Consider the following 24,486-nt stretch of genomic DNA (forward strand, 5'->3'; position numbering starts at 1 on the left):
TCTCCTTGATCCGTCACTGCGTGCTCAGTGTGCCGTCCACCGGGGGGAAGTGGCGACGCGCGAGGTCCTGCGCGTGGGCGACGGTGCACTCGATCAGTTCGAAGGCCGGCAGGCCGCCGACGTGGTGGGTGCGGTCACGGCCCTGCAGCGCGTCGAGCCGGTCCAGCGCGCCGTCCGCCAGGTCGGCACTGCCGAAGTGCGGCATGAACGCCCACTCGTGCCGCCCGTGCACCCCGGCCAGCCGTCCGCCGAGCCGCTCCACGTCGTCCTCCAGCCGTGCGGCGACGTCGCCGGGGCGGCCGTAGGAGTAGAAGGTCCGGACCTCGCTGCCGGGGTAGCGGTGGTGGTACGAGACGCAGTGGCCCCTCGCCGAGCGGCTCGCGGTGTGGCCGTCGAGGAAGTAGAAGCCGTCCTCCGGGAGGCCGGGAGCGACGGCCACGGTGGTGTGGTAGGCGTGGGTACGGACCCGTCCGGCGAGGTCGCGCTCGTCGTCGGAGGCGTCCAGGACGGGCAGGATCCGGTCCAGGGGGACGGCGAGAACCAGGTCGTCGGCCTCCAGCCGACCGGAGTCCGTGACCACCCGCACGCCGTCCGGACCGCGCTGCACCGACCGCACGCGGACCCCGCACCGCACGTCCCTCAGCTCCTCGGCGACCCGCTGCCACAGCCCGCCCAACCCGCCTACCACGGTGAAGGCGCCCGCGTGGCCCAGCAGTTCGGGCCGGGGCGACAACAGCCCGGTCATCTCGGCGTACTTGACGAAGTACAGCGCCGGCACGTCGTCGTCGAGATAGCCGTAACCGGCCGCCGTGTATCCGGTGCCGAAGGACTCGGCCATCGACTCCAGGCCGTGTTCGGCGATCCACTCGGAGACGGGTGCGGCCAGAGCGCGCGCCGAGTGGGCGAGCCCCGGTTCGGCGATGCGGGGGAACTCCCGCTCCCGCAGGGCTCGGTAGCGCCCCAAGGCCTTGTCGCGCAGGAACCCCATCTGCTGCCGGCTCGCGGTGCCCGTCTCGACGTCGAGGACGCGGTAGCGGCTCGTGCGTTCCGTCTTCAGGCCCAGCTCGGTCACCAGATGCGCCGTCCGCTCGTAGCGGCTGGTGCAGATGTGGCCGCCGAGGTCGTAGCCGCGCCCGTCGATGTCGACGCTGCGGCACTTGCCGGCGACGGTGTCCCGTTCCTCCAGGACGGTCACCCGGTGCCCGGCGCGCTCCAGTTCCCGGGCGACCGCGAGGCCGCTCGGTCCGGCACCGACGACCACCGCGCTGCGGGGGCGGGCGGGGCGTTCGTACGGCCGGGACATCGGCTCCGTGTCGGCGTTCATGGTCGTCGCTCCTCGGTAGGCGGGACGTGATCGCATCCCTTGGTCATACGTGGAGAGACGTGATGGTGTTCCGGGTACCTGAGACCGACCGGCACCCGGAACACGCTTTTCTGAGCGGGACGCCGGTCAGCCGGCGCGGACCTCGGCGATCGTCACCGGGCGGTGCTCGTGCAGGGAAAGCGTGCAGGCGTCGGCGATCCAGCCGGCCTCCAGGGCGTCCCCGATCGTGCACGGCGAGGGGATCTTCCCGGCCACGACCTCGGTGAACGCGGTCAGCTCGGCACGGTAGGCCGCGGTGAAGCGGTCCATGAAGAAGTCGTGCGGGGTGCCCGCCGGGAAGGTCACGCCGGGCTCCACCGAACGCAGCGGCAGCTTGTCCTCCAGGCCGACGGCGATGGAGTCCGTGAAGCCGTGGATCTCCATGCGGACGTCGTAACCCCGGGCGTTGTGACGGGAGTTGGAGACCACCGCGATGGTGCCGTCGTCGAGCGTGAGGATCGCGCCGGTGGTGTCCGCGTCACCGGCCTCCTTGATGTAGTCGGCGCCGCGGTTGCCGCCGACCGCGTACACCTCGACCACCTCGCGGCCGGTCACCCAGCGGATGATGTCGAAGTCGTGGACGCTGCAGTCGCGGAAGATGCCGCCCGAGGCGGCGATGTACGCGGCCGGCGGCGGCGCCGGGTCCAGCGTGGTCGAACGCACGGTGTGCAGCTTGCCCAGCTCCCCGCTCCGCACGGCGGCCCGGGCGGCGACGAAACCGGCGTCGAAGCGGCGGTTGTAACCGATCTGGATCGGCACGTCGCTGCCCTCGACGGCCTTGAGGACCTCGACGCCCTCGGCCATGGTCCGGGCCACGGGCTTCTCGCAGAAGACGGGGATACCGGCCTCGACGCCGGCCAGGATCAGCCCGGGGTGGGCGTCGGTCGCGGCGGCGACGACGATGCCGTCCACCCCGGCGGCCAGAAGGGCCTCCGGCGAGTCCACGACCTCGCCGCCGAACCGGTCGGCGGCGCTCTTGGCGGCGTCCGCGAACGGGTCGGTGAGGACGAGCGAGTCGACCGCGTCGAGCCCGGAGAGGGTCTCGGCGTGGAAGGCGCCGATGCGGCCGAGGCCGAGGATTCCGATGCGCATGGGGGTGCAGCTCCTTGAGGGTGTTTCCGGTGAGCGGGGGAGTAAGGAGGTCAGTCGAGGCCGCCGAGGACGTTCTGGTCCCAGTCGATCACCGATCCGGTCACCACGCCCGACCGGTCCGACAGCAGGAAGACCACGAAGTCGGCGATCTCGTCAGGCTGGCCAAGCTTGCCCATCGGCAGCCGGGCCGCGGCCTGCTCGCGCCAGTCGTCCCCGGCGCCGTGGAACGCCTTCTGGGTGGCGTCCTCGCCCTCGGTCGCGGTCCAGCCGATGTTCAGGCCGTTGATGCGGACCCGGTCGAAGCGGTGGGCGTGCGCCGCGTTGCGGGTCAGGCCGATCAGACCGGCCTTGGCGGCGACGTAGGGGGCGAGGAAGGGCTGCCCGCCGTGCGCCGAGGAGGTGATGATGTTGACGACCGTGCCGGGCGCGTGGCGGGCGACCATGTCCGCGACGGCCGCCTGCATCGCGAAGAACGGCGCCTTGAGGTTGATCGCGATGTGCTGGTCGAACAGTTCGGGCGTGGTGTCCAGCAGCGTTCCTCTGGACGTCAGTCCCGCGGAGTTCACCAGGCAGTCGATGCGGCCGTACGCGGCGACGACGTCACCGACGGCCGTCTTGGCCTGCTCGGCGTCCGCCAGGTCGGCGCGGACGAACATCGCCTTGCCGCCCGCCGCCGTCAGCTCCGCCACCAGCGCCTCGCCGGGTTCCGGCCGCCGCCCGGTGACGGCCACGACCGCCCCCTCGCGGACCGCGGCCCGCGCGATGGCCGCACCCACGCCCTGGCTGCCGCCGTTGACGAGGACGACCTTGTCGTCGAGAAGTCCCATGGATCTTCGATGCCCTTTCAGCTCGCGCGCCGTTCACCGGCCACGCGCAGTTGGTCCCGCAGGATCCGCGCGGGCCGGGTCTCGCGCAGCGCCTGGCGCACGAGATCCGCCTGTGAGGGCGGGGCCAGGCCGTCGACCGGCGGGTCGCTGTCGAGGTTGGTGGGGAACGGGTAGCCCTCGCAGCTCGCGGCGATCACGTTCTCCAGCCAGGCCTCGTCCGCGCCCTCGGTCCTGCGGCGCAGCAGCACCGGGTAGACCGCGTTCGTCACCGCCTCCCGGTCCACGGTCTCCATCGCCCGGCCGAACGCCGAGGACACCTGGAGCAGGTTGGCCATGCGCCGCACGTCAGTGGTGCGGTTCGTCCCGGCGGCGTGGAACAGCGCCGGGTTGAAGAAGACGGCGTCGCCCTTGGTGAGCGGCAGCTGGACGTGGTGCTCCTTGAAGTACGCCTGGAACTCCGGCCGCCGCCACGCCAGATAGCCCGGCTCGTAGGCCTGGGAGAACGGCAGGTACAGCGTCGGTCCCGACTCCACCGGCATGTCGCAGTGCGCCACCGCGCCCTGCAGGGTGAGCACGGGGGACAGGCGGTGCACGTGCGCCGGGTAGGCCGCGGCGGCCTCGTCGGAGAGGAAGCCGAGGTGGTAGTCGCGGTGCGGGGTCTGCGCAAGACCGCCCGGGTTGACCACGTTGACCTGCGAGGTGACCTGGTAGCCGGGGCCGAGCCAGGCCTCGCAGACCAGGGCGAGGACGGGGTTGGCGTAGTAGTCGGCGAACGCCACCGGGTCGTAGAGCGCGGCCTTCTCCAGCGCGTTCCACACCCGCTCGTTCGCACCGGGCCTGGCGAAGTGGTCGCCGGCCTTCGCGCCGGCCGCGTCCTGCTCTCGGATCAGCGCCTCGAACACCTCGGTGAGCCGGTCGACGACCGCGAGGTCGGGGAACGCGCCCCGGAGCACCACCACGCCGGGCCCGTCGGTGAGCGCGCGGACGAACTCCTCCTGGACGCCGCGGCGGTCCTCGGCGCCGAGGACGCGCTCGGCGTCGTAGAGGAGGACGTTGCGCTCCACGGAGGAGGCGTGCGGGTGGTCGGCGGGGTCGGTGGTCCGCTCGACGAGGGTGCGGAAGGAGTCGAGGTCGCAGTCCTGCTCGGACAGCCAGGCACGGCGGTGTACGGCGGTGAAGGACATCTGCGTCCTCTCGGTGACAGGGGCGACTCAGCGCTGCCATTCTTGTCAGTACAAACCCGTCGAACAACCGGCACGCGGCCATCAAAAACCCCTCAAGGAGCCACCGCATGGGTCACCCGTTCCCGATCCGGGAGATCGCACGTCAGGCGGGGCTCAGCGAGGCCACCGTGGACCGGGTGCTCAACGGCAGGGGAGGGGTGCGCGAGAGCACGGCGCGGGAGGTCCAGCAGGCCATAGCCGACCTGGACCGCCAGCGCACCCAGGTCCGGCTGGTCGGGCGGACCTTCATGATCGACATAGTGATGCAGACGCCCGAGCGGTTCTCCACCGCCGTGCGTGCCGCCCTGGAGACGGAGCTGCCGTCCCTGCACCCGGCCGTCGTGCGTTCCCGCTTCCACTTCCGGGAGACCGGACCGGTGGCGGAACTGACGGGCATCCTGGACCGCATCGGCCGGCGCGGCTCCCAGGGCGTGATCCTCAAGGCCCCGGACGTCCCGGAGATCATCGCAGCCGTCGGCCGCCTCGCCGAGGCGGGCATCCCCGTCGTCACCCTGTTCACCGACCTGCCCGCCACCGCCCGCCTCGGCTACGTCGGCATCGACAACCGCGCCGCCGGCGCGACCGCCGCGTACCTGATGGGCCAGTGGCTCGGAGACCGGCCCGGCAATGTGCTCACCAGCCTCAGCAGCGGCTTCTTCCGCAACGAGGAGGAGCGCGAGATGGGCTTCCGCAGTGCCATGCGCACCCGTCACCCCGAGCGCGCGCTGGTCGAGATCGCCGAGGGCCAGGGCCTGGACGCCACCCAGTACGACCTCGTGCGCGCCGCCCTGGAACGCGACCCCGGCATCCGGGCCGTCTACTCCATCGGCGGCGGCAACATCGCCACCCTGCGCGCCTTCGAGGACCTCGGCCGCGAGTGCGCGGTGTTCGTCGCGCACGACCTCGACCACGACAACACCCGCCTGCTGCGCGAACACCGGCTCTCCGCCGTCCTCCACCACGACCTGCGCCAGGACATGCGGGAGGCCTGCCACATCGTGATGCGCGCCCACGGCGCCCTGCCGCCCGCGGGACCCGTGCTGCCGTCCGCGATCCAGGTGGTCACCCCCTACAACATGCCCCCGCAGGCGACGAGTTGAGAGGGCCGGGAGTGACCAGGACGGAACAGGTCGAGATCGAGGGCGTCCGCATGCTCGCCGCCCTGACCCCGGGCGACGGGATCGGACTGCTGGCGCTGCACGGCAGCAACGAAGGCGGTACGGCCGAACTGGCCCGGTCGGTGGCCGAGTTGTCCGGCGCCACCAGCCTGGTCTTCACCCAGCCGGGCGTGCCCGAGCCGGTGCACGTGCGCTCGCCGCGGATGGCAGTCGAACACTGCGCGCTGCTACGGGAGTTCCTGTCCCGGGTGGAACTCACGGTCTCCCTGCACGGCCACAACAGGACCGCGACACCCCGCTCGGTCTTCCTCGGCGGCGGCAACCGCTCTGCGGCGCTGCTGGTCGCCGGCGGACTCGGCGCCCTGCGGCCGGAGTTCGACCCGGTCACCGACCTCGACGAGATCCCCGTGGCGCTGCGCGGCCTGCACCCCAGGAACCCGGTGAACATGACCCGCCGCGGCGGCGTCCAGGTCGAACTCCCCCTCGCGGCCAGGACCGGCGGGCGGGCGTGGGCGCCGGGAGTCCCGGACACCCCGCCGCGATCCGTCGTCGACGCCCTGGCCAAGGGCGTGGAGTCCCTCGCCGCTATGCCCGGACGCTGACCCAGGAACGGCTCTCCGCCGACTCGGTCATCGCCTCCAGCGCGGCGGCGCTGTGCACGGCGTCCGGGAGCGTGGCCCCGTACGGCTCGCCCTCCGCGATCGAGCGCAGGAAGCGGTGGGCCTCGATCACCTTCAGGTCGTCGTAGCCCATGCCGTTGGCGGCGCCGGGCTGGAAGGCGCCGTACTCGCCGGCGCCCGGGCCGACGTAGACCGTGCTGACGGGCTGGTCCTGGAAGGTCGTGCCCCGGCTGACGCCCAGCTCGTTCATGCGCCGGAAGTCCCAGAACACCGCCCCCCTGGTGCCGTGCACCTCGAAGCCGTAGTTGTTCTGCTCGCCGACCGAGACCCGGCAGGCCTCCAGCACACCGCGGGCGCCGGAGGCGAAGCGCAGCAGACAGTTCACGTAGTCCTCGTTCTCGACCGGGCCCGGCTCGCCGCCGGTGGCACGGGTGTGACCTGCGGTGGCGCCGGTGGGCCGGGCCCGCTCGGGGATGAACACGGCCGTGTCCGCGGTCAGCGACTCGATGTCGCCGAGCAGGAACCGGGCCAGGTCGGCGCCGTGCGAGGCGAGGTCGCCCAGGACCCCGCTGCCGCCCCGCTCCTTCTCGTACCGCCAGGTCAGGGCGCCCTCGGGGTGGGCGGCGTAGTCGCTGAAGAGGCGCACGCGGACGTGTGTGACCGTGCCGAGCTCGCCCGAGGCGATCAGCTCGCGGGCGGCCTCCACGGCGGGAGCGTTGCGGTAGTTGAAGCCGACCGCCCCCTGCACGCCCGCCCGCGCCACCGCGTCGGCGACGGCCCGGGCGTCCGCCAGGCTCAGGCCGACCGGCTTCTCGATCCAGATGTGCTTGCCGGCCTCGGCCATGGCCACGCCGATCTCGCGGTGCAGGAAGTTCGGGGCGGTGATGGACACGGCCCGCACCCGCGGGTCCCGGGCGACCTCGCGCCAGTCGCGGGTGGCGGAGTCGAAGCCGAACCGTGCGGCGGCCTCCTCAGCCCGCCCCGGCACGTCCTCGGCGACCGTGACCAGCCGCGGGCGCAGACCCAGGCTCGGGTAGTGGTGCGGGACGCGGGCGTATGCCTGGGTGTGCACCCGGCCCATCCAGCCGAACCCGACGACGGCGACACCCAGCGAATCCACCATGACAGCCCCTCTTTGGACCGGTCCACAACCTGTCCAGGTCACACTGATGGGGCCCTTCTGCCGGTGTCAACCCTCACCCGCGCCTTTGACAAGCCGGATCGGCTCATGGAACGGTCCAGAACATGAAACCGCCGACGATCCGCGACGTGGCCGAGCAGGCCGGTGTCTCCAAGTCGCTGGTCTCGCTCGTGCTGCGCGGCTCCGAACAGGTGCGGCCCGAGAAGCGGGAGGCCGTGCTGCGGGCGGTACGGGAGCTCGGCTACCGGCCGAACGCCGCCGCGCGCAGCCTCAGCGAGCAGCGCACCCGCACGGTCGGCGTGCTCCTGGACGACCTGCGCAACCCCTGGTTCGTCGAACTCCTCGACGGCCTCAACTCGCTGCTGCGCGCGGCCGGTCTGCACATGCTGCTGGCCGACGCCCGCCTCAACCGCCGCACCGGCCAGGACCTCACCGGCCCGTTCCTCGACCTCGGGGTCGACGGACTGGTAGTCGTCGGCACGCTGCCCGACCTCGCCGCGCTCGGCGCGGTCGCCGAACGCATCCCGGTCGTCGTGGCCGGCGCCCGCGAGACGGCACCGGTGGGCGTGGACGTCGTCGCCGGGGACGACGAGCTCGGCGCGCGGCTGGTCACCGAACACCTCATCGGCCTCGGCCACCGCCGTATCGCGCACATCGCGGGCTACGGCGCCGTCGGCGAGCTGCGCAGGCGCAGCTTCGAGTACGCCATGCGGGAGCACGGTCTCGCGGACCGGGCGGTGGTGGAGCCGAGCGACATGACGGAGGAGGGCGGCTACCGCACCACCGTCCGGCTGCTGAGCCGCCCGGACCGGCCCACCGCCGTGTTCGCCGTGAACGACATCGCGTCGGTCGGCGCGCTCTCGGCGGTGGAGGAACTCGGTCTGCGTGTCCCGCACGACGTGTCGGTCGTGGGCTATGACAACACGAGTATCTCCCGGCTGCGCCACGTTTGGCTGACCACGGTTGACGGCGCGGGCCACGAGGTCGGCCGCCGCGCCGCCCGCTGCCTCCTGGACCGTTTCGAGCGGCCCGGGGGAGCGGGCCGACTCCACCTGGCGGCACCGGTGTTGGAGATCCGCGGCACGACGGCCGCCCCGGTCACAGAGTGATGGCGTAGGCCTTGCGCAGCGTCTCGTGCACCGTCCAGGTCGTACGGTCGCCCGCCCGCAGCACCGCCATGTCGCCGGGCCCCACCTCCAGCGTCGGCCCGCCCTCGACCTCGACCGTGGCCGACCCGCTGACCACGACGAACAGCTCGTCCGCCTCGGTGTCGGTGACGACGCCCGGCGTGATCTGCCAGATCCCGCGGATCTGCCGGCCGTCCGCCGACTCCCAGAGCACCCTCCCGGTCACCTCGGGCGTACCGGAGACGATCTGTTCCGGGGCGAGGGGCTCGGGTTCGAGCTCGGCGTCGGGGATGTGCACTGCGAAGGAGTGGGTCATGGACCGAGCGTAGCCAGGACGACGGCCCGCCGGGCCTGGACAGAGTGTGGGGGATCGGCGCAGGTGAAAGGACACATCGTCGCGACGGCGGGCGTCTGCTGGGGCGCGGGGGCAGGCCCCGGGCCGCGGGGTGAGGCCCCGGGACACGCGGACCAGTCCGCCCCCCCGGGCGCCGACGCCACCGCCCGTCCCCGCTGGCCTCGGCCCTCGGCGCACCCTGGCCTCCGGTACCCGACCCGCCCCGGGCACCGACGTCACCGTCGCCCCGCTCGCCTCGGCCCTCGGCGCGCCCTGGTCTCCGGCGCCCGGCCGGCCCTAGTCTCCGGCACCCGGCCCGCCCTCACCTCCGGCACCCGGTCCGCCCTCGACGCCCGACGACCGGCCCGCTTTCGACGTCCCGACGCTCGGTCCGCCTGGACCTCTGGCGCTCAGCCTGACTCCCGACCTCCGGCTCCATGCCCACCCTCGCCTCCGTTGCCATGCCCGCCCCCAGCGCCCGGCCCGCCCCCCCCGGCGCTTTCCGGCGGCATGCCTGCCCCCGCCCCCCGACGCTCTCCGGGCCCCGCCCCCGGGCCCCCGCCCCCCCGGCGCCCACCCCACCCCCGGCGCCCGCCCTCATGGCGGCGCGCCGCCCTGTGTCCTTGTGCTTCCGCCAGTGCGATCACCCGGGGCACCGGCCTACTCGATCACCGCATACGCGTGCCCGGACTGTCGTAGGGTCCTGTCCCGTGGGAACGGACATCGACGGCGCCATCGAAAGCCGCTCGGCCGACGGGCGTTGGCACATGGACGCGGATCTGCTGGACTTCCGGCCGCCGCGGGACTACGACGCCTGGGAGTGCCTGTTCGGCGTACGCGGGACGGGAGACGTCAGCCGCCCGCTCTTCGCCGACCGGGGCCTGCCCTATGACGTCAGCGATCCCGTGCGGGAGGCCGGCGTCGGCGACCATCAGCACAACCACAGCTACGCCACCTGGGCCGACGTCGCAGCGGTCGACTGGGACGCGCCCCTCGCCGCCGGCCTCGCCTGGAACCGGGCGGTCAGAGCGGCGCCGGAGGGCGAGGAGGTCGTACGGGTGACGCCCGGGCTGCGTGAGGCCGCCGCGCGCACCTTCGGTGGGGACCTGCTGCTCGCGCCGCCCGAGTGGCCACCGGGAGGCCTGGTGCGCGTGGACGGGGCGGTGTACCGGCCAGTGTCGCTCACCGCCCGGATGCTCGCCCCGCCGGACGAGGGATGCTGGGCAGAGGTGTGGAGCGCGATGCGGGACCTCGCGAGCCGGCACGGCGACGAGCAGGTACGGCTCGTCGTCTGGTTCGGCTGACCGGCGCCCCGGGGAAGGAAGCGACAGATGACCGCCGACGCCACGAGCACGACCGTCACGGACCAGGCGGTGAACAGCCTGGCCGGCACCGCCGACCCGCGCCTGCGCGAGCTGCTCACCGGCCTGATCCGGCATCTGCACGCCTTCGCGCGCGAGACCCGGCTGACGCAGGCGGAGTGGGAGCGGGCCATCTCGTTCCTGACCGCGACCGGGCAGACGTGCACGGACACCCGGCAGGAGTTCATCCTCCTGTCCGACGTGCTCGGTCTGTCGATGCTGGTCGAGACGATCAACGGCGACCGCGCGCCGGGCGCCACCGAGTCGACGGTCCTCGGCCCGTTCCACATGACCGAGTCCCCGGTGCGACGACTCGGCGAGAACATCGACCTGGTGGGCGGCGGCGAGCCGTGCGCGGTGAGCGGCCGCGTCCTGTCCGGGGACGGAACTCCCCTGCCGGGCGCGACGATCGACGTGTGGCAGGCCGACGGCAACGGCTTCTACGACGTCCAGCGCCCCGACCTGCAGCCGCCGGGCAACGGCCGCGGACTGTTCACGGCCGACGCCGAGGGCTCCTTCCGGTTCCGCACCTGCGTGCCCAGCCCGTACCCGATCCCGACCGACGGCCCCGTCGGGGACCTGCTCCGGGCGACCGGCCGCCACCCCTACCGACCGGCCCACATCCACTTCATCGCCTCGGCGGACGGGCACGCCCCGGTCACCACGCACATCTTCGTCGCGGGCAGCGACTACCTCGACTCGGACGCGGTGTTCGCCGTCAAGCCCAGCCTCGTCCAGGACTTCGAACTCGCCGACGACCCGTCCCTGGCACGGGAGTTGGGCCTGCCGAACCCGTTCCGGCACGCTCGCTTCGACCTCGTACTGGAACGATCGTGAAGGACGTCCTCGACTTCACCCACGAGTCCCGGCAGGTCCGGGTCGTCTTCCGGCCCGGTGCCGCCACGAGCGCGACGGCCGGGGAGGCCGCCGGACTCGGGCTGCGCCGCCTGCTCGTCGTCTGCGGCAGTCGCGGCACGGCCACCGCCCGGGCGGTCGCGGACTCCCTTGGTCCCGCCTGCGTGGGCCTGCACGACGGCGCCCGCATGCACGTGCCCGTCGAGGTCGCCGACCGGGCCGTGGAGGTGGCCCGCGCGGCCGGCGCGGACGGCCTGGTCGCAGTCGGCGGCGGCTCGTCCATCGGCCTCGGCAAGGCCGTCGCCCTGCGCACCGGCCTGCCGCTGATCGCCGTGCCCTCCACCTACTCCGGCTCGGAGATGACCCCGGTCTGGGGCCTGACCGAGCACGGCGCCAAGCGCACCGGCCGCGACCCCGTCGTCCTCCCGCGCAGTGTCGTCTACGACCCCGAGCTCACCCTCTCCCTGCCGGTGCCGCTCTCCGTCACCAGCGGCGTCAACGCCATCGCCCACGCCGTCGAGGCCCTGTACGCCCCCGACGGCTCACCGCTGACCGCGCTGATGGCCGAGGAAGGCGTACGGGCCATGGCGGCCGCCCTGCCCGCGGTCGCCGACGCCCCCGGCTCCCTGGAGGCCCGCGGCCGCGCCCTGTACGGCGCCTGGCTGTGCGGCTCCTGCCTCGGCGCCACCACCATGGGCCTGCACCACAAGCTGTGCCACGTCCTGGGCGGCACCTTCGGCCTGCCGCACGCCGAGACCCACACGGTCGTCCTGCCCTACGCCCTCGCCTACAACGCCCCCGCAGTCCCGGAAGCGGCCGCCGCCCTCGCCCGTGCCCTGGACACCCACGACGCTCCCCGCGCCCTGCGGTCCCTGGCCGAACGCCTCGGCGCCCCGCGCACCCTCGCCGAACTCGGCCTGAGTGAGGCCGACTTGGCGGTGGCCGCGGCACAGACGGCGGGCCAGGCCTACGCCAACCCCCGCGCGATCACGATGGATGGCGCACTCGCCGTGCTGCGGGCGGCGTACGAGGGGTCGGAGCCGGAGTTCCCCGCGGCCTGAGCCGACCGGCAGGAGTTCCCATTCCCCGGTCTCGTGGCCGTGCGCCGTCGTGCCCCCGGCCTCCAAGCCTGCACCGCCGCGCCCAAGCCGTGCACCGTCGCGCCCGCAATACGGCGGACAAAATTGTTGACAATCTTGTTTGGCTAGATTTAGGTTCGACAGGCACTCACTCAGGGAGGGCAACGATGCCGAAAGAAGCCCGTCCGAGCACCGGGGAGCAGGCCAAGCAGCATGCGCTCGCGCAGCTGCGGCAGGCGATCCTGCACGGCGAGATGGCACCGGCGCAGCGGCTGGTGGAGAACGAACTCGCCGAGCAGTTCGGTGTGACACGGGCGAGCATCCGGGCGGCGCTCATCGATCTGGAGGCCCAGGGCCTCGTCGAGCGGATCCGCAACCGCGGCTCGCGGGTGCGGGTGGTGACCGTCGAGGAGGCGGTCGCCATCACCGAGTGCCGCATGGTCCTCGAAGGGCTGTGCGCGGCCAAGGCCGCCGCCCTGGCCAGCGACGAGCAGCTCGCCGAGCTGACGGAGCTGGGCACGGCGATGACCAAGGCCGTGGCCGACGGTGAGCCGGTGACCTACTCCGAGCTCAACCAGGAACTGCACGCCAAGGTGCGCGAGTTCTCCGGCCAGCGCACCGCCGTGGACCTGCTGGAGCGGATCAATGCCCAACTGGTGCGTCACCGCTTCCAGTTGGCGCTCAGGCCGGGCCGGCCGCAGCACTCCCTGAACGAGCACCTGGCGATGATCGAGGCGATCAGGGCCAGGGACCCGCAGGCGGCCGAGGCGGCCGTCCGCGCCCACCTCACCAGCGTCATCGAGGCGTTGCGCGACTGACGCACACGCGCCGGACGCGGGGGGAGGCGGGCGCCCACCTGTCCATCAAGGAGATAGCAGCAATGACTCAGGCCAACGCGCCCGCCACCCCACGTTCCACCCTCGTGGTCACCGCGCACGCCGGGGACTTCGTGTGGCGGGCGGGAGGCGCCATCGCCCTGGCCGCCTCCCGCGGGGAGAAGGTCACCATCGCCTGCCTCACCTTCGGCGAGCGCGGCGAGTCCGCCAAGGCCTGGCGCGAGGGCAGGAAACTGGAGGAGATCAAGGCGATACGCCGGGAGGAGGCGGAGAACGCCGCCGCCACCCTCGGCGCCGAGGTCCGCTTCTTCGACGCGGGCGACTACCCGCTCGTCGCCACCGCCGAGCTGACCGACCGGCTCGTCGCCCTCTGCCGCGCCACCCAGCCCGACGTCGTGCTCACCCACCCCACCGAGGACCCGTACAACGGTGACCACCCGGCCGCCAACCACATGGCCCTGGAGGCCCGCGTCCTCGCGCAGGCCATCGGCTACCCGGGCGAGGGCGAGATCATCGGCGCGCCGCCGGTGTTCTACTTCGAACCCCACCAGCCGGAGATGAGCGGCTTCAGGCCCGAGGTGCTCCTCGACATCACCGAGGTCTGGGACACCAAGCGCAAGGCCATGGAGTGCCTCGGCGCCCAGCAGCACCTGTGGGACTACTACACCGACCTCGCCGTCCGCCGCGGCGTCCAGCTCAAGCGCAACGCCGGCCCCAACCTGGGACTTGCCCACAAGACCATGGCCGAGGCGTACATGCGCCCCTATCCGCAGATCGCGAAGGAGCTGGCATGAGCGGCGTCATCGTCACCGACCCGCCCAAGGCGGAGGCCAAGGACGTCGAGGCGCTCGCCGGCTACGGCGTGGCCACCGTCAGCGAGGCGATGGGCCGCACCGGCCTGCTGGGTCCGGAGATCCGGCCCGTCCAGCAGGGCGTCCGGGTCGCCGGCACCGCGGTCACCGTGCTGAGCTGGCCCGGCGACAACCTCATGATCCACGCGGCCGTGGAGCAGTGCGGCGAGGGCGACATCCTCGTCGTCACCACCACCTCCCCCTGCACGGACGGACTGTTCGGCGAACTGTTCGCGACCGCGCTGAAGCAGCGCGGGGTGCGCGGTGTCGTCCTCAACACCGGCATCCGCGACACCCAGGAACTGCGGGACATGGGCTTCGCGGCCTGGTCGCGCGCCGTCTCGGCGCAGGGCACCGTGAAGGCCACCGGCGGCTCGGTCAACGTGCCGATCGCCATCGACGGCCAGGTGATCCGCCCCGGCGACGTGATCCTCGCCGACGACGACGGAGTCGTGGTCGTGCCGCGCGAGCGCGCCCGCGAGGCGGCCGAGCGGTCCGAGGCCCGCGAGGCCAAGGAGGCCGCCACCCGTACCGCCTTCCTCGACGGCCAACTCGGCCTGGACCGCTACGGGTTGAGGGACTCCCTCAAGCGCCTGGGCGTCGAGTACCGGACGCACGAGGAGTACGCGGGAGACGGCTCGTGACCGGCCCCGCGGAGCTGCGCTGCATGCTGATGCGCGGCGGCACCTCCAAGGGCGCCTACTTCCTGGCCGAGGACCTGCCCGCCGACCCGGCGGCCCGCGAAGAGCTCCTGCTGCGCGTCATGGGCAGCCCGGACGAGCGGCAGATCGACGGCCTGGGCGGCGCCCATCCGCTCACCAGCAAGGTGGCCGTCGTCTCGCCCTCCACCGCCCCGGACGCCGACGTCGACTATCTCTTCCTCCAAGTCGTCGTCGACCGGCCGGAGGTGAGCGACCGTCAGAACTGCGGCAACATCCTGGCCGGCATCGGCCCGTTCGCCGTGGAGCGCGGACTGGTCCCGGCAGGGGAGAAGGAGACGTCCGTCCGCATCCGCATGGTCAACTCCGGTGACCGCGCGACGGCGACCTTCCCGACCCCCGACGGCCGCGTCGACTACACAGGGGACGCCGAGATCTCGGGCGTGCCCGGGACGGCCGCGCCCGTGGTCGTCGAATTCCCGGCCGGTGCGGGGGAGTTGCTGCCCACCGGCAACGTCCGTGACGTCATCCACGGCGTGGCCGTCACCTGCGTGGACAACGGCATGCCCACGGTGCTCATCGAGGCCGCCTCGCTCGGCGTCACCGGCTACGAGGCGCCCAAGGACCTGGAGGAGGACCTCGCGCTCGCCGACCGGCTGCGCGCGATCCGCCTCGAGGCGGGCCGGCTGATGGGGCTCGGCGACGTCTCCGACACGACCGTGCCCAAGCTGACGCTGCTGGCCCGGCCCCGCGACGGCGGCGCGGTGACCACCCGTACCTTCATCCCGGTCCGCTGCCACACCTCGATCGGCGTCCTGGGCGCCGCCGGTGTTGCCGCCGGCCTGCGGATCGAGGGCGGCGTGGGCGCGGGTCTCGCGGAGTTCGACGGGGGCGGCGACCGGGTCCGCATAGAACACCCCACGGGCTTCATGGACATCGAGAGCAGCCTCACCACGGGCCCCGACGGCCTGCCCGTCGCCCGCCGCACCGCCGTGGTCCGCACGGCCCGCAAGATCTTCGACGGCACCGTCTTCCCGCGAGCCGCCGGGACGGCACCGATCCCCCCGCACCCCCATGGAGGTCAACGATGACTCCGCCGCTCGGCGACATCGCCCACATCGGCCACGCCCAGCTCTTCACCCCCGACCTGGACGCCAGCGTCGCCTTCTTCACCGACTTCCTCGGTCTGACCGTCAACGGCCAGGACGGCGACACGGTCTACCTGCGGACCTTCGACGACTACGAGCACCACAGCCTGGTCCTCACCGCCCGCGAGCGGCCCGGCCTCGGCCGGCTCGCCCTGCGCACCTCCAGCGAGGAGGCCCTGCGCCGCCGTATCAGGGCGATCGAGGAGGCGGGCGGCACGGGCACCTGGGTCGAGGACGAACCGGGCCTCGGCAAGCTCTACTTGACGACCGACCCGGACGGCCACGAGCACGCCCTGTACTGGGAGAGCGAGCACTACCGGGCTCCCGGGGAACTGCGGCCGGCGCTGAAGAACCAGCCACAGGCCAAGCCCGACAGGGGAGTCGGGGTCCGCCGCCTGGACCACGTCAACTTCCTCGCCGTCGACGTGCTCGCCAACGCCGAGTTCCAGCAACACGTGCTCGGCGCCCGGCCCACGGAGCAGATCCGGCTCGACTCGGGCCGCGTCGCGGCGCGTTGGCTGACGTACACGAACAAGTCGTACGACGTCGTCTACACCGAGGACTGGACCGGTTCGACCGGGCGGCTGCACCACATCGCCTTCGCGACCGACACCCGCGAGGACATCCTGCGCGCCGCCGATCTCGCCATCGACAGCGGTGTGTTCATCGAGACGGGCCCGCACAAGCACGCCATCCAGCAGACGTTCTTCCTCTACGTCTACGAGCCGGGCGGCAACCGCATCGAGCTGTGCAACCCGCTGACCCGGCTGGTGCTGGCCCCCGACTGGCCGCTGATCACCTGGACCGAGGAGGAGCGGAAGAAGGGGCAGGCCTGGGGTCTGAAGACCATCGAGTCGTTCCACACGCACGGGACGCCGCCGGTCGCCTGAGCACGACTACGAGCCACCTCCAGATTGTCGATGAGATTGTTGACAAAAGTGTTGACTCTCTGGGGGTGGCTCCTTAGCGTCTAGCGCACCACGTACGAGAGGTAACCAACGATGTCTTCCTCCCCCTCCCCAACCGCTCGCGGCAGCAGACTGGCCCTCCTGGTCGTCGGGCTGTGCTGGCTGGCCGTGCTCTTCGACGGTCTCGACATGTTCATCTACGGCTCCGTGCTGCCGCACCTGCTGGAGACGAAGACCTTCGGCCTCACCCCGGACCAGGCCGGCGACCTCGGCTCCTACGCCACCTTCGGCATGCTGGTCGGCGCGCTGACCGCGGGCACGGTCGCGGACCGGATCGGCCGCAAGAAGCTGATGATCGGCTGCGTGACGCTGTTCTCGCTGGCCTCCGGAATCTGCGCGATCTCCGACAGCGTCGCCGTCTTCGGCCTCGGCCGGACCCTCGCCGGCGTCGGCCTCGGCGGACTGCTGCCGACCGCGATCAGCATGGTCTCCGACTACGCCCCCCGCGGCCGCGGCGCGATCGTCATCGGCCTGCTGATGACGGCCCACCACGCGGGCGGCATCCTCTCGGCCTACGTGGCCAAGTGGCTGGTGGAGCCGGTCGGCTGGCGTGCGGCCTTCTGGGTCTGCGTGGCCCCGCTGTTCTTCGCCCCCGTGCTGCTCAAGCTGCTGCCCGAGTCGCTGAGCTTCCTGGTCGCCAAGGGCCGCGACGAGGAGGCCGCCGCTCTCGCCGCCCGCTACGACGCCGAGCTGCCCACCACGTCCGGCAGGAAGACCGCCGCCGACCGCTGGGAGGCGCTGCGGGGCCTCTTCCGCGGCGGCGAGTGGATCCAGACCCTGCTGTACTGGCTGGCCTCCTTCGGCGGACTGCTCCTCGTGTACGGCGTCGCCACCTGGCTGCCCACCCTGATGCGCACCCAGGGCTACGAGCTCACCAACGCGCTGACCTTCGTCGTCGTCTTCAACCTCGGCGGCATCGTCGGCATGCTGGTCGCCGGCCGCGCGGCCGACCGGTTCGGCGCCCCGCGCATCTCGGCGATCTGGTTCGCGCTCACGGCCGCCGGCGTCTACCTGCTCAGCGTCCACATGTCGATGGGCGTCACCACGCTGGTCGTCTTCCTCACCGGCGTCTTCCTCAACAGCGCGCAGACGATGATCTATGCGACCGTCTCCATCCGCTCCACCCCGGACAGCCGCGCCACCGCCGTCGGCTGGACGTCCGGCATGGGCCGCTTCGGCGCCGTCTTCGGCCCATGGCTCGGCGGCCAGCTGCTCGCCGCCGGCAACGGGGAGTGGGGCTTCACCGCCTTCGCCCTCGCCGGAGTCTCCTCCACGGTCTTCATCGGCATCGCCGCCCTGCGCACCCCACCGACGGGCACCCCGGCCGACACCGAACAGAACCTGGTCGCCGCCCACTGACAACGGCCCCCGCCCGGTCGACCGACGGGGCGGTACAACAACAGACGCCGGCCCCACGACGACACGGGGCCGGCACCCGCCGTTCTTGCCGGACGGCATCCCGGCGGCGGATGTTCGAGGGAGGCATCCAGCGCCGGCTCCATGGGACCAAGGCGCGCCCGTACGCGGGCAGGCGGCGGCGCGGCTCACCTCGGTCACCCGTGCGCCCGTCGGAGAGCAGCGATGCGCCGGCGCGCTGTCCTGGCAGGTGCCGTGCTCGTCCGCTCGGCGGTTTTCGGCTGCTGCTGCTCGGAGCTCTCCAACCGCCAGCTCAACAGGACCTGTTGAGGCCCCGGGCAGGGTGCGCTGCTGGGCGGCGTGGACGTTCTCGAGGTCGCCCATCACGGTTCCGCGTACGGAGTTCGAAACTCATGCGCCAGGTGGAGTCGGCGTCCGACGTGTGGGGGACGGCACCCGCGTCCTGCGGCGCGGCCAGCACCGGCGTCCTAGGCGGCGCGCGGCCGTCGCCCGGTGCGGCCCAGCCGCAGGGGCCGGCTGGTGGTGGGAGGTGTGGGCCCGCTGTGAGAGCCGGTGGGCGGTGGTGGGGACTCGGTGGCGGGGCGGTTGGCCGGTTGCCGTAGCGGATGCGAGGTGTCCCGCTTGGGGTCACGCTCGTTGTATGAGCGAGCGTTGGGATGTCCGGCGTGCGGGGCCCGAGGGGGCCACGCACCGGGTGATGATGATTCCGGGCGGGATGTGCTCGACCGAGTTCTACGCCGACGTCATGGCCGAGCCCGTACTCGCCGACGTGGGCACGGTGGCGGTGACGCAGCCGGGGATGGCCGGGACCGAGGCGCCCGAGGACGTGTCCATGGAGCACTACGCGGAGCTGATGGCACGCTTCGCGGCCGACACCGGATGCGATGTCGTCGTCGGCCACAGTCTCGGGGCGAACGTGGCGCTGGAGATGGCGGCGGCCGGGCTGTTCAAGGGCCCGCTGGTCCTGCTGTCGCCCACCTTCTCGCGCAAGGACGAGGCGTCTTTCCTGGCGGTGATGGACGCGCTCGGGCGGGTCCCCGGCCTCGGTGCGGTGGCCTGGTCGGGGATGCTCAGGATCGTGCCGACCGCCATGAAACGCGAACTGCCCAAGGCCCGCGCGGACGTGCTGGCCGCGGCGATGCGCGGCAACGACCCCGCGACCTGCCGCAGGATCGTCCACCGCTACTACGAGTACCTGGGCCGCCATCCCTCGCTGGTCGACCGGCTGTGCGAGGCCGCCGTCCCCGCCTGGGTCGTCAGGGGTGACCACGACGAGATCGGCCTGACGGACACCGAACGCAAGGGCCTGGAAGCCTGCCCGCACGTCCGCATGGTCACGGTGCCCGACGCCGGTCACCTCCTGCTGGTCCAGCAACCCGCACGGGTCGCCGGCGTGATCGCGGAAGCGGTCGCCGCGGTCTGACCCGGCGACCGCTCAGAGGTCGACGACCAGGTCCGGTACGGCGACGCCGACGGGCCCCGAGAAGCCCTCACCGGCCGCCTCGAGCGCCGTCGCCCGATCGGTACCGGGCCACAGATGGGTCAGCAACAGCCGTGAAACGCCCGCCTGTTGGGCATACCGCCCGGCCAGCTCCGCGGTGAGCAGGAAACAGGCGTCCTCGTCCGGCACCCGACGCGGGTAGGTCGCCTCGGACACCAGCAGGTCCGCGTCGCGCGCCAGACGCGGCACGTCCGGGCTGGGGCCCGTGTCGCCGGTGTAGACGAGCACGCCGTCGGGCGTGCTCAGCCGGATGCCGGCGTTGGGCACGAAGTGCGGCAGCAGCACGGTGTCCGCCGTGAACGGGCCGATGCCGAAACGGTCGCCCGGGCTGAACTCGTGCAGGCACAGGGCCTTCGCCAGCATGCCCGGGCGGTCCAGGGCGAGGACGGCGTCCAGCGCCCGGTGCGGCGCGTACACGGCGAGCGGGGGCGCCGGGTTCTCCCGCAACGCCCGAGCCCGCAGAAGGGGGTTGAGGTCGGCGCAGTGGTCGGGGTGCCCGTGGCTGACGAGCACCGCGTCGACCGCGCCCACGTCGAGGCGTGTCAGCAGGCGGGGCAGCGTGGCGTATCCGGGGTCGATCAGCAGCCGGAAGCCGGCGTGTTCGATCAGGTAGCCGCTGCACGCCTGCCGTGCGGTGGGCCAGGCGCCGCAGCCGCCGAGAACGGTGAGTCGCATGGCAGGGACCCTACGCCGGGAGACCGGCGAGCGGCCCGGAGTCGGTCCCGGCCCCGTCCGGTCCTCCGCCGACAGGTTGCGCACGGCTCCCCAGGCGTCTTTTCAGGGGCGCGGGGAACTGCGCGACCAGCGACGAACCACCCGCACCCGCCCAAGGCGCCCTCGCACCGGTCTCCTAGGCGCCTTCGGCCCCCGCGGGCCGGCGGGAGCGCACCCCGTCGAGGGCGATGGCGAGCACCCGGTCCCGCTGGGCGTCGTCGTCGAAGGCCGTCGCCGTGATCCCGGCGACCATCCGCAGCAGGTCGGTGAAGTCCATGTCCTTGCGGGCCTCACCGGCCGCCTGCGCTCGCTCGAACAGCGGTCCGCCCGCCGCGTACATCGAACTCCGGCAGGCCTGGAAGATCTCCGACTCGTCGTTCAGGGCCTCGCGCACGGCCCGCTTGGTCACCATGTAGCCGGTGAAGCGGCGCAGCCAGGCTGTCAGCGCCTCCCAGGGTTCCAGCTCGGCGACCTCCTGGGCGACCCGGCACAGCTCGTTGACCTCGTCCGCGTAGACGCTCTCGAAGAGGTCACGCCGGGTCGGGAAGTTCCGGTACAGCGTGCCGATGCCCACGCCCGCACGGCGGGCGATGTCCTCCAGGGACGCCTCCGCGCCGTGCGCGGCGAAGGCTTCGCGCGCCGCGGCCAGCAGGGCGTCGTAGTTGCGGGCGGCGTCCTTCCGGTGGGGCCGCCGGGACGTCACGATCTCGCCTACGGGGAACGTCACGGATGCCTCCCGAGCACGATCAATACGGAGGGGTACCTCCGCTACTTGAAGCGGAGGGTTGCCTCCGCTAGAGTGGAGGCGTACCTCCACTTTAGCAGTGCGAGGTCCGACGACCACCTTTCCGCGACCGCTCACCGCGGCCGTCGGCGTGCCGGTGCCGCGCGAGCGGCGTACCAGGCCCGTACGACCGCGGCCCGAGGCCGCACCCCGTTCGGAGAGGCCCCTCATGCCCCGCCAGTCCACCCGTCTCACCTTCTCGGTCCTCGCGACCGGTGCCGGTGTGTTCGCCATGCTGCAGTCGCTGATCGCGCCCGCCCTGCCCACCGTCCAGCACGCGCTGCACACCTCCCAGTCCACCGCGACCTGGGTGATGACGGCCTACCTGCTGTCCGCCTCCGTCTTCACGCCGATACTCGGGCGCGTCGGCGATCTGATCGGCAAGAAACGCATCCTCGTCGCCGTCCTGCTCGTCGTGCTGCTCGGCTGTCTGCTCGCCGCGCTCGCCCCGACAATCGGCGTCCTGATCGTCGCGCGGGTCGTGCAGGGCGTCGGCGGCGCCCTGTTCCCGCTCTCCTTCGGGATCATCCGGGACGAGTTCGCCCCCTCCCGGGTGCCCGGCAGCATCTCCAACCTCTCCGCGGTGATCGCCGCGGGCGGCGGCGTCGGCATCGTCGCCGCCGGACCCATCGTCTCCGCGCTCGACTACCGCTGGCTGTTCTGGATCCCCGTCGGCGTCGTCGCGGCCACCGTCCTCATCGCCCTGCGCTACGTCCCCGAGTCGGCCAACAGGGCCGAAGGCGGCGTCAGTTGGCTGGGCGCGGGCCTGCTGTCGGCCTGGCTGGTGGCACTGCTGCTGCCGCTGAGCCAGGCGGCCAAGTGGGGCTGGGGCTCGGGGAAGGTGATCGGCCTGTTCCTCGCGGCGGCCGTCCTGTTCGCGGTGTGGCTGCTGGCCGAGGCCCGCTCGCGCACCCCGCTCATCGACCTGCGCGTGATGCGACTGCCGGCGGTGTGGACCACCAACGCCGCGGCCCTGCTGTTCGGCGCCGGCATCTACGCGCTGTGGTCCTTCCTGCCGGGCTTCGTCCAGACACCGGGCTCCGCCGGGTACGGCTTCGGCGCGAGCGTGACGGCCTCCGGGCTGCTGATGCTCCCGATGCTGATCGCGATGTTCGCCTCGGGCATCCTCAGCGGCCGACTGGAGCCCGTGATCGGCGCGAAGCCGCTGCTGACGGCGGGCGCCGCGCTCGGCGCCCTCGCCCTGGGCTTCCTCGCCCTCTGGCACGCCGCCCAGTGGCAGGTCGCCGTCGTCTCCGGTGTGTTCGGCCTCGGCATCGGCCTGGCCTTCGCCTCCATGGCCAACCTCATCGTCGGCAGCGTCCCGGCCGACCAGACCGGCGCCGCGACCGGCATGAACGCCAACATCCGCACCATCGGCGGCTCCATCGGCGCCGCCCTGACCGGCGTGCTGGTCACCGGCCGGCTCCAGCCCTCGGGTCTGCCGTACGAATCCGGCTACACTCACGGCTTCGCGCTGCTGGCGGTGCTGTCCCTGGCCGCCGCGCTGGCGGCGCTGCTGGTACCGACGGCACGCTCCGGACGCCTGACCGGTACGGCGCGGGCGGGCGACGACCCGGCGCCCGCCGAGCCGCAGGCCGTCGCGCCGGCCACCCGAGGCTGACACGACCGGGCCGGCCCGGCGAGCACCGGGCCGGCCCCGCCGTCGGGCCGACGCACACACCGTTACCCGTACGGTAAGGTTGACGTGCGCGATCACGCGGTCCACCGCGAAGCGCGCACCGGGACGTGGCGCAGCTTGGTAGCGCACTTGACTGGGGGTCAAGGGGTCGCAGGTTCAAATCCTGTCGTCCCGACGGTGCGAAGGGCCTTCACGGACGGAAGTCTGTGAAGGCCCTTTTTCCGTGTCGGGCGACTTCGAGGGCGAGTCGGGGCATGCGGGGGCCCGGTTCCAGGACCGTAGCGTGTCGGGGTTGAGGACGATCCAGAACCCGGCGACCCGGCCGCCGGTGACGTCGAGGCCGATGACGGCCACGACACGGTCGCCGTGGCGGGCGACGAGGCTGGTGCGGCCGTCGACGGCACGAGCGCTCAGGGCGGGCCGCGGGCGGCCGCCGAGGAGGATCAGCAGGTTCTCGGCGACGGCCCGACCGCCGTGGACCGGCCCGGTCGGCACCCGCACCTTGCCGCGGCCGTCGAAGAGGGCCGTGACGTCCGGGCACTGCAGCGACGCGAGCAGCTCACCGTCCTCGGCGGCAGACGCCCCGCACACGGCCCGCGCGAGGGCGCCGTGCCGCCGCCACCCCCACGACCTCCTCGACCACCGGCGCCGCAGCCGCGGTCGGCCCCTTCGCGCGGCGGTAGGGTCGGCGATCGTGCCGGGTGCCGCCTCGGAGGTGCGCGGGGCGGCGGCCGCCGACGGCTTCACGACGAGCTGGTCCGTCCTTTGTGCAGCTCAGCGCCGGTGTGATCGACACTGTCGTGTGCAGCATGTGTGGCACTACCGCGTGTCATTGGGCGCTTGCGGTGGGGCGGACGACGATTTCGTTGACGTCGACCTGCGAAGGCTGGCGAATGGCGTAAGCAATGGCCTCCGCTATGGCGGAGGCGGGCAGAGCAACGGCGCGGTAGGTCTTCATGGCCTCCCTGGCAGCAGGGTCGGAGATACCGTCGGCGAGTTCGGACTCGGTCACGCCCGGGGAGACGAGAGTGACCCGGATGTCCCCGGTGGCCTCCTGGCGCAGTCCTTCGGAGACAGCGCGGACGGCGAACTTCGTCGCGCAGTAGACGGCTGCGGTGGGAGAGACCTCGTATGCGCCGACGGAGGCGATGTTCACGAAGTGCCCGCCGCCCTGAGCGCGCATCGTGGGCAGGGCGGCGGCGATGCCGTGCAGGACTCCCCGCACGTTCACGTCGATCATCCGGTCCCACTCATCGGTCTTCAGCGCTTCCAGCGGCGAGAGAGGCATCACTCCGGCGTTGTTGACCACCACGTCCACTCGGCCGTAGCGCTCTCGGGCGGCGGACATGAAGGCCCGGACATCGGCGGCATCCGTGACATCCAGCCGCCGGAACGCCGCAGTGCCGCCCGCGGTGGTGATCTCCTTGGTCAACGCATCGAGACGATCGGCGCGTCGTGCCCCGAGGAACAAGTTGTGGCCATCGGCGGCAAGCCGACGGGCGGTCGCCTCTCCGATCCCGCTGCTCGCTCCGGTGACCGCCACGACCTTGGCTGCGTCTGTCATACCTGCGTTTCCTCTCGGTGGAGCACGAGGTGCTCGTGGTAGAGCACCCCGTCGCGGATGTCGCCCGTCGCGGTGAACCCGGAGTCGTCGACGTAATCGATGTGGTTGCCGGTCACCGTGTAGCGGCCCGTGTACGCGCTGCTTCGGTTGCCGCGGGCCTCGTCGTACCGGCCGTCCGGCAGCAACTCCTGGCGGATGTGACCGTCCGCGGTCACCCACATGCCGACCACGTCGGTGTGGCCCTCCTCCGTGTTCCCTGTCATGACGGACTCCCCTCGTCCATGGGTGTGGATCTGTCCTGCCCG

The 24,486-nt window shown here is 72.5% G+C and carries 25 protein-coding genes and 1 tRNA gene; 15 read left to right on the forward strand and 11 right to left on the reverse strand.

Going from position 1 to position 24,486, the window contains the following annotated elements; genetic code table 11:
- Positions 1-13: 13 nt before the first annotated feature.
- From FBY22_RS11540 to FBY22_RS11555, 4 genes are all read right to left on the reverse strand, one after another.
- On the reverse strand, positions 14-1,324 hold the full coding sequence (locus FBY22_RS11540) for an NAD(P)/FAD-dependent oxidoreductase (protein WP_260844793.1): 1,311 nt from the start codon (positions 1,322-1,324) through the stop codon (positions 14-16).
- Positions 1,325-1,450: 126 nt separating this feature from the next.
- Complete coding sequence (locus FBY22_RS11545; RefSeq protein ID WP_142144740.1) at positions 1,451-2,455, reverse strand: Gfo/Idh/MocA family oxidoreductase; 1,005 nt, start codon at positions 2,453-2,455, stop codon at positions 1,451-1,453.
- Positions 2,456-2,505: 50 nt separating this feature from the next.
- Positions 2,506-3,282: an SDR family oxidoreductase gene (locus tag FBY22_RS11550; RefSeq protein ID WP_142144742.1), complete on the reverse strand. Its 777-nt coding sequence runs from the start codon at positions 3,280-3,282 to the stop codon at positions 2,506-2,508.
- Between the two features lie 17 nt (positions 3,283-3,299).
- A complete protein-coding gene (locus FBY22_RS11555; protein ID WP_142144743.1) occupies positions 3,300-4,466 on the reverse strand; it encodes a phytanoyl-CoA dioxygenase family protein in 1,167 nt (388 codons plus the stop codon).
- A gap of 107 nt (positions 4,467-4,573) precedes the next feature.
- Here FBY22_RS11555 and FBY22_RS11560 point away from each other — a divergent pair, with 107 nt between their 5' ends.
- Entirely contained in the window at positions 4,574-5,605 is a 1,032-nt protein-coding gene (locus FBY22_RS11560) for a LacI family DNA-binding transcriptional regulator (protein WP_142144745.1), read from the forward strand.
- A gap of 11 nt (positions 5,606-5,616) precedes the next feature.
- Positions 5,617-6,225: a poly-gamma-glutamate hydrolase family protein gene (locus FBY22_RS11565; RefSeq protein ID WP_142144747.1), complete on the forward strand. Its 609-nt coding sequence runs from the start codon at positions 5,617-5,619 to the stop codon at positions 6,223-6,225.
- Here FBY22_RS11565 and FBY22_RS11570 read toward each other — a convergent pair.
- On the reverse strand, positions 6,209-7,366 hold the full coding sequence (locus FBY22_RS11570; protein WP_142144749.1) for a Gfo/Idh/MocA family protein: 1,158 nt from the start codon (positions 7,364-7,366) through the stop codon (positions 6,209-6,211). The two genes, FBY22_RS11565 and FBY22_RS11570, sit on opposite strands and share 17 nt — an antisense overlap.
- A 122-nt stretch (positions 7,367-7,488) precedes the next feature.
- Between FBY22_RS11570 and FBY22_RS11575 the strand changes: the two genes are divergently transcribed.
- Positions 7,489-8,493: a LacI family DNA-binding transcriptional regulator gene (locus tag FBY22_RS11575; protein ID WP_142144751.1), complete on the forward strand. Its 1,005-nt coding sequence runs from the start codon at positions 7,489-7,491 to the stop codon at positions 8,491-8,493.
- On the opposite strand, the gene FBY22_RS11580 is transcribed toward FBY22_RS11575, so the two are convergent.
- Positions 8,483-8,827, reverse strand: a complete 345-nt coding sequence (locus FBY22_RS11580) for a cupin domain-containing protein (protein ID WP_142144753.1) — start codon at positions 8,825-8,827, stop codon at positions 8,483-8,485. The two genes, FBY22_RS11575 and FBY22_RS11580, sit on opposite strands and share 11 nt — an antisense overlap.
- A gap of 728 nt (positions 8,828-9,555) precedes the next feature.
- On the opposite strand from FBY22_RS11580, the gene FBY22_RS11590 reads away from it, so the two are divergent.
- From FBY22_RS11590 to FBY22_RS11640, 10 genes are all read left to right on the forward strand, one after another.
- Positions 9,556-10,149, forward strand: coding sequence for a hypothetical protein (locus tag FBY22_RS11590; RefSeq protein ID WP_142147542.1), 594 nt, complete (start codon positions 9,556-9,558; stop codon positions 10,147-10,149).
- Positions 10,150-10,176: 27 nt separating this feature from the next.
- Complete coding sequence (locus tag FBY22_RS11595; RefSeq protein ID WP_142144754.1) at positions 10,177-11,043, forward strand: intradiol ring-cleavage dioxygenase; 867 nt, start codon at positions 10,177-10,179, stop codon at positions 11,041-11,043.
- The gene (locus tag FBY22_RS11600; RefSeq protein WP_142144756.1) at positions 11,040-12,122 is read left to right on the forward strand and encodes a maleylacetate reductase; all 1,083 of its coding nucleotides are present in this window, start codon (positions 11,040-11,042) and stop codon (positions 12,120-12,122) included. The genes FBY22_RS11595 and FBY22_RS11600 overlap by 4 nt, the downstream gene beginning before the upstream one ends.
- A gap of 185 nt (positions 12,123-12,307) precedes the next feature.
- A complete protein-coding gene (locus FBY22_RS11605; protein WP_142144758.1) occupies positions 12,308-12,958 on the forward strand; it encodes a GntR family transcriptional regulator in 651 nt (216 codons plus the stop codon).
- 62 nt (positions 12,959-13,020) lie between these two features.
- Positions 13,021-13,770, forward strand: a complete 750-nt coding sequence (locus tag FBY22_RS11610; protein ID WP_142144760.1) for a PIG-L deacetylase family protein — start codon at positions 13,021-13,023, stop codon at positions 13,768-13,770.
- The gene (locus tag FBY22_RS11615) at positions 13,767-14,471 is read left to right on the forward strand and encodes a 4-carboxy-4-hydroxy-2-oxoadipate aldolase/oxaloacetate decarboxylase (RefSeq protein ID WP_142144761.1); all 705 of its coding nucleotides are present in this window, start codon (positions 13,767-13,769) and stop codon (positions 14,469-14,471) included. Before FBY22_RS11610 ends, FBY22_RS11615 begins: the two co-directional genes overlap by 4 nt.
- Entirely contained in the window at positions 14,468-15,577 is a 1,110-nt protein-coding gene (locus tag FBY22_RS11620; protein ID WP_260844794.1) for a 4-oxalomesaconate tautomerase, read from the forward strand. The genes FBY22_RS11615 and FBY22_RS11620 overlap by 4 nt, the downstream gene beginning before the upstream one ends.
- Positions 15,574-16,524 carry a catechol 2,3-dioxygenase gene (locus FBY22_RS11625; protein WP_142144763.1) on the forward strand — a complete coding sequence of 317 codons (951 nt, stop codon included), beginning with the start codon at positions 15,574-15,576 and terminating at the stop codon, positions 16,522-16,524. Before FBY22_RS11620 ends, FBY22_RS11625 begins: the two co-directional genes overlap by 4 nt.
- 111 nt (positions 16,525-16,635) lie before the next feature.
- Positions 16,636-17,961 (forward strand): aromatic acid/H+ symport family MFS transporter, encoded by a 1,326-nt coding sequence (locus FBY22_RS11630; RefSeq protein ID WP_142144765.1) that lies wholly within the window; start codon positions 16,636-16,638, stop codon positions 17,959-17,961.
- Between the two features lie 658 nt (positions 17,962-18,619).
- The gene (locus FBY22_RS11640) at positions 18,620-19,402 is read left to right on the forward strand and encodes an alpha/beta fold hydrolase (RefSeq protein WP_142144767.1); all 783 of its coding nucleotides are present in this window, start codon (positions 18,620-18,622) and stop codon (positions 19,400-19,402) included.
- A gap of 12 nt (positions 19,403-19,414) precedes the next feature.
- Here the strand turns inward: FBY22_RS11640 and FBY22_RS11645 are convergent, their stop codons facing one another.
- Positions 19,415-20,155, reverse strand: a complete 741-nt coding sequence (locus FBY22_RS11645; protein WP_142144769.1) for an MBL fold metallo-hydrolase — start codon at positions 20,153-20,155, stop codon at positions 19,415-19,417.
- A gap of 175 nt (positions 20,156-20,330) precedes the next feature.
- Positions 20,331-20,921, reverse strand: a complete 591-nt coding sequence (locus FBY22_RS11650; RefSeq protein WP_142144771.1) for a TetR/AcrR family transcriptional regulator — start codon at positions 20,919-20,921, stop codon at positions 20,331-20,333.
- A 226-nt stretch (positions 20,922-21,147) separates the two neighbouring features.
- Here FBY22_RS11650 and FBY22_RS11655 point away from each other — a divergent pair, with 226 nt between their 5' ends.
- Together FBY22_RS11655 and FBY22_RS11660 are read left to right on the forward strand one after the other, a co-directional pair.
- A complete protein-coding gene (locus tag FBY22_RS11655) occupies positions 21,148-22,599 on the forward strand; it encodes an MFS transporter (protein WP_142144773.1) in 1,452 nt (483 codons plus the stop codon).
- Positions 22,600-22,718: 119 nt separating this feature from the next.
- Positions 22,719-22,792: transfer RNA gene (locus tag FBY22_RS11660), tRNA-Pro, on the forward strand.
- Here FBY22_RS11660 and FBY22_RS11665 read toward each other — a convergent pair.
- From FBY22_RS11665 to FBY22_RS11675, 3 genes are all read right to left on the reverse strand, one after another.
- Positions 22,774-23,364 (reverse strand): hypothetical protein, encoded by a 591-nt coding sequence (locus FBY22_RS11665; RefSeq protein WP_142144774.1) that lies wholly within the window; start codon positions 23,362-23,364, stop codon positions 22,774-22,776. The two genes, FBY22_RS11660 and FBY22_RS11665, sit on opposite strands and share 19 nt — an antisense overlap.
- Positions 23,365-23,446: 82 nt before the next feature.
- The gene (locus FBY22_RS11670) at positions 23,447-24,181 is read right to left on the reverse strand and encodes an SDR family oxidoreductase (protein WP_142144776.1); all 735 of its coding nucleotides are present in this window, start codon (positions 24,179-24,181) and stop codon (positions 23,447-23,449) included.
- Entirely contained in the window at positions 24,178-24,444 is a 267-nt protein-coding gene (locus FBY22_RS11675; RefSeq protein WP_142144778.1) for an Atu4866 domain-containing protein, read from the reverse strand. The genes FBY22_RS11670 and FBY22_RS11675 overlap by 4 nt, the downstream gene beginning before the upstream one ends.
- Positions 24,445-24,486: the final 42 nt, after the last annotated feature.

This window comes from Streptomyces sp. SLBN-31, from assembly GCF_006715395.1.
In the GTDB taxonomy this organism is placed as follows: Bacteria; Actinomycetota; Actinomycetes; order Streptomycetales; family Streptomycetaceae; genus Streptomyces.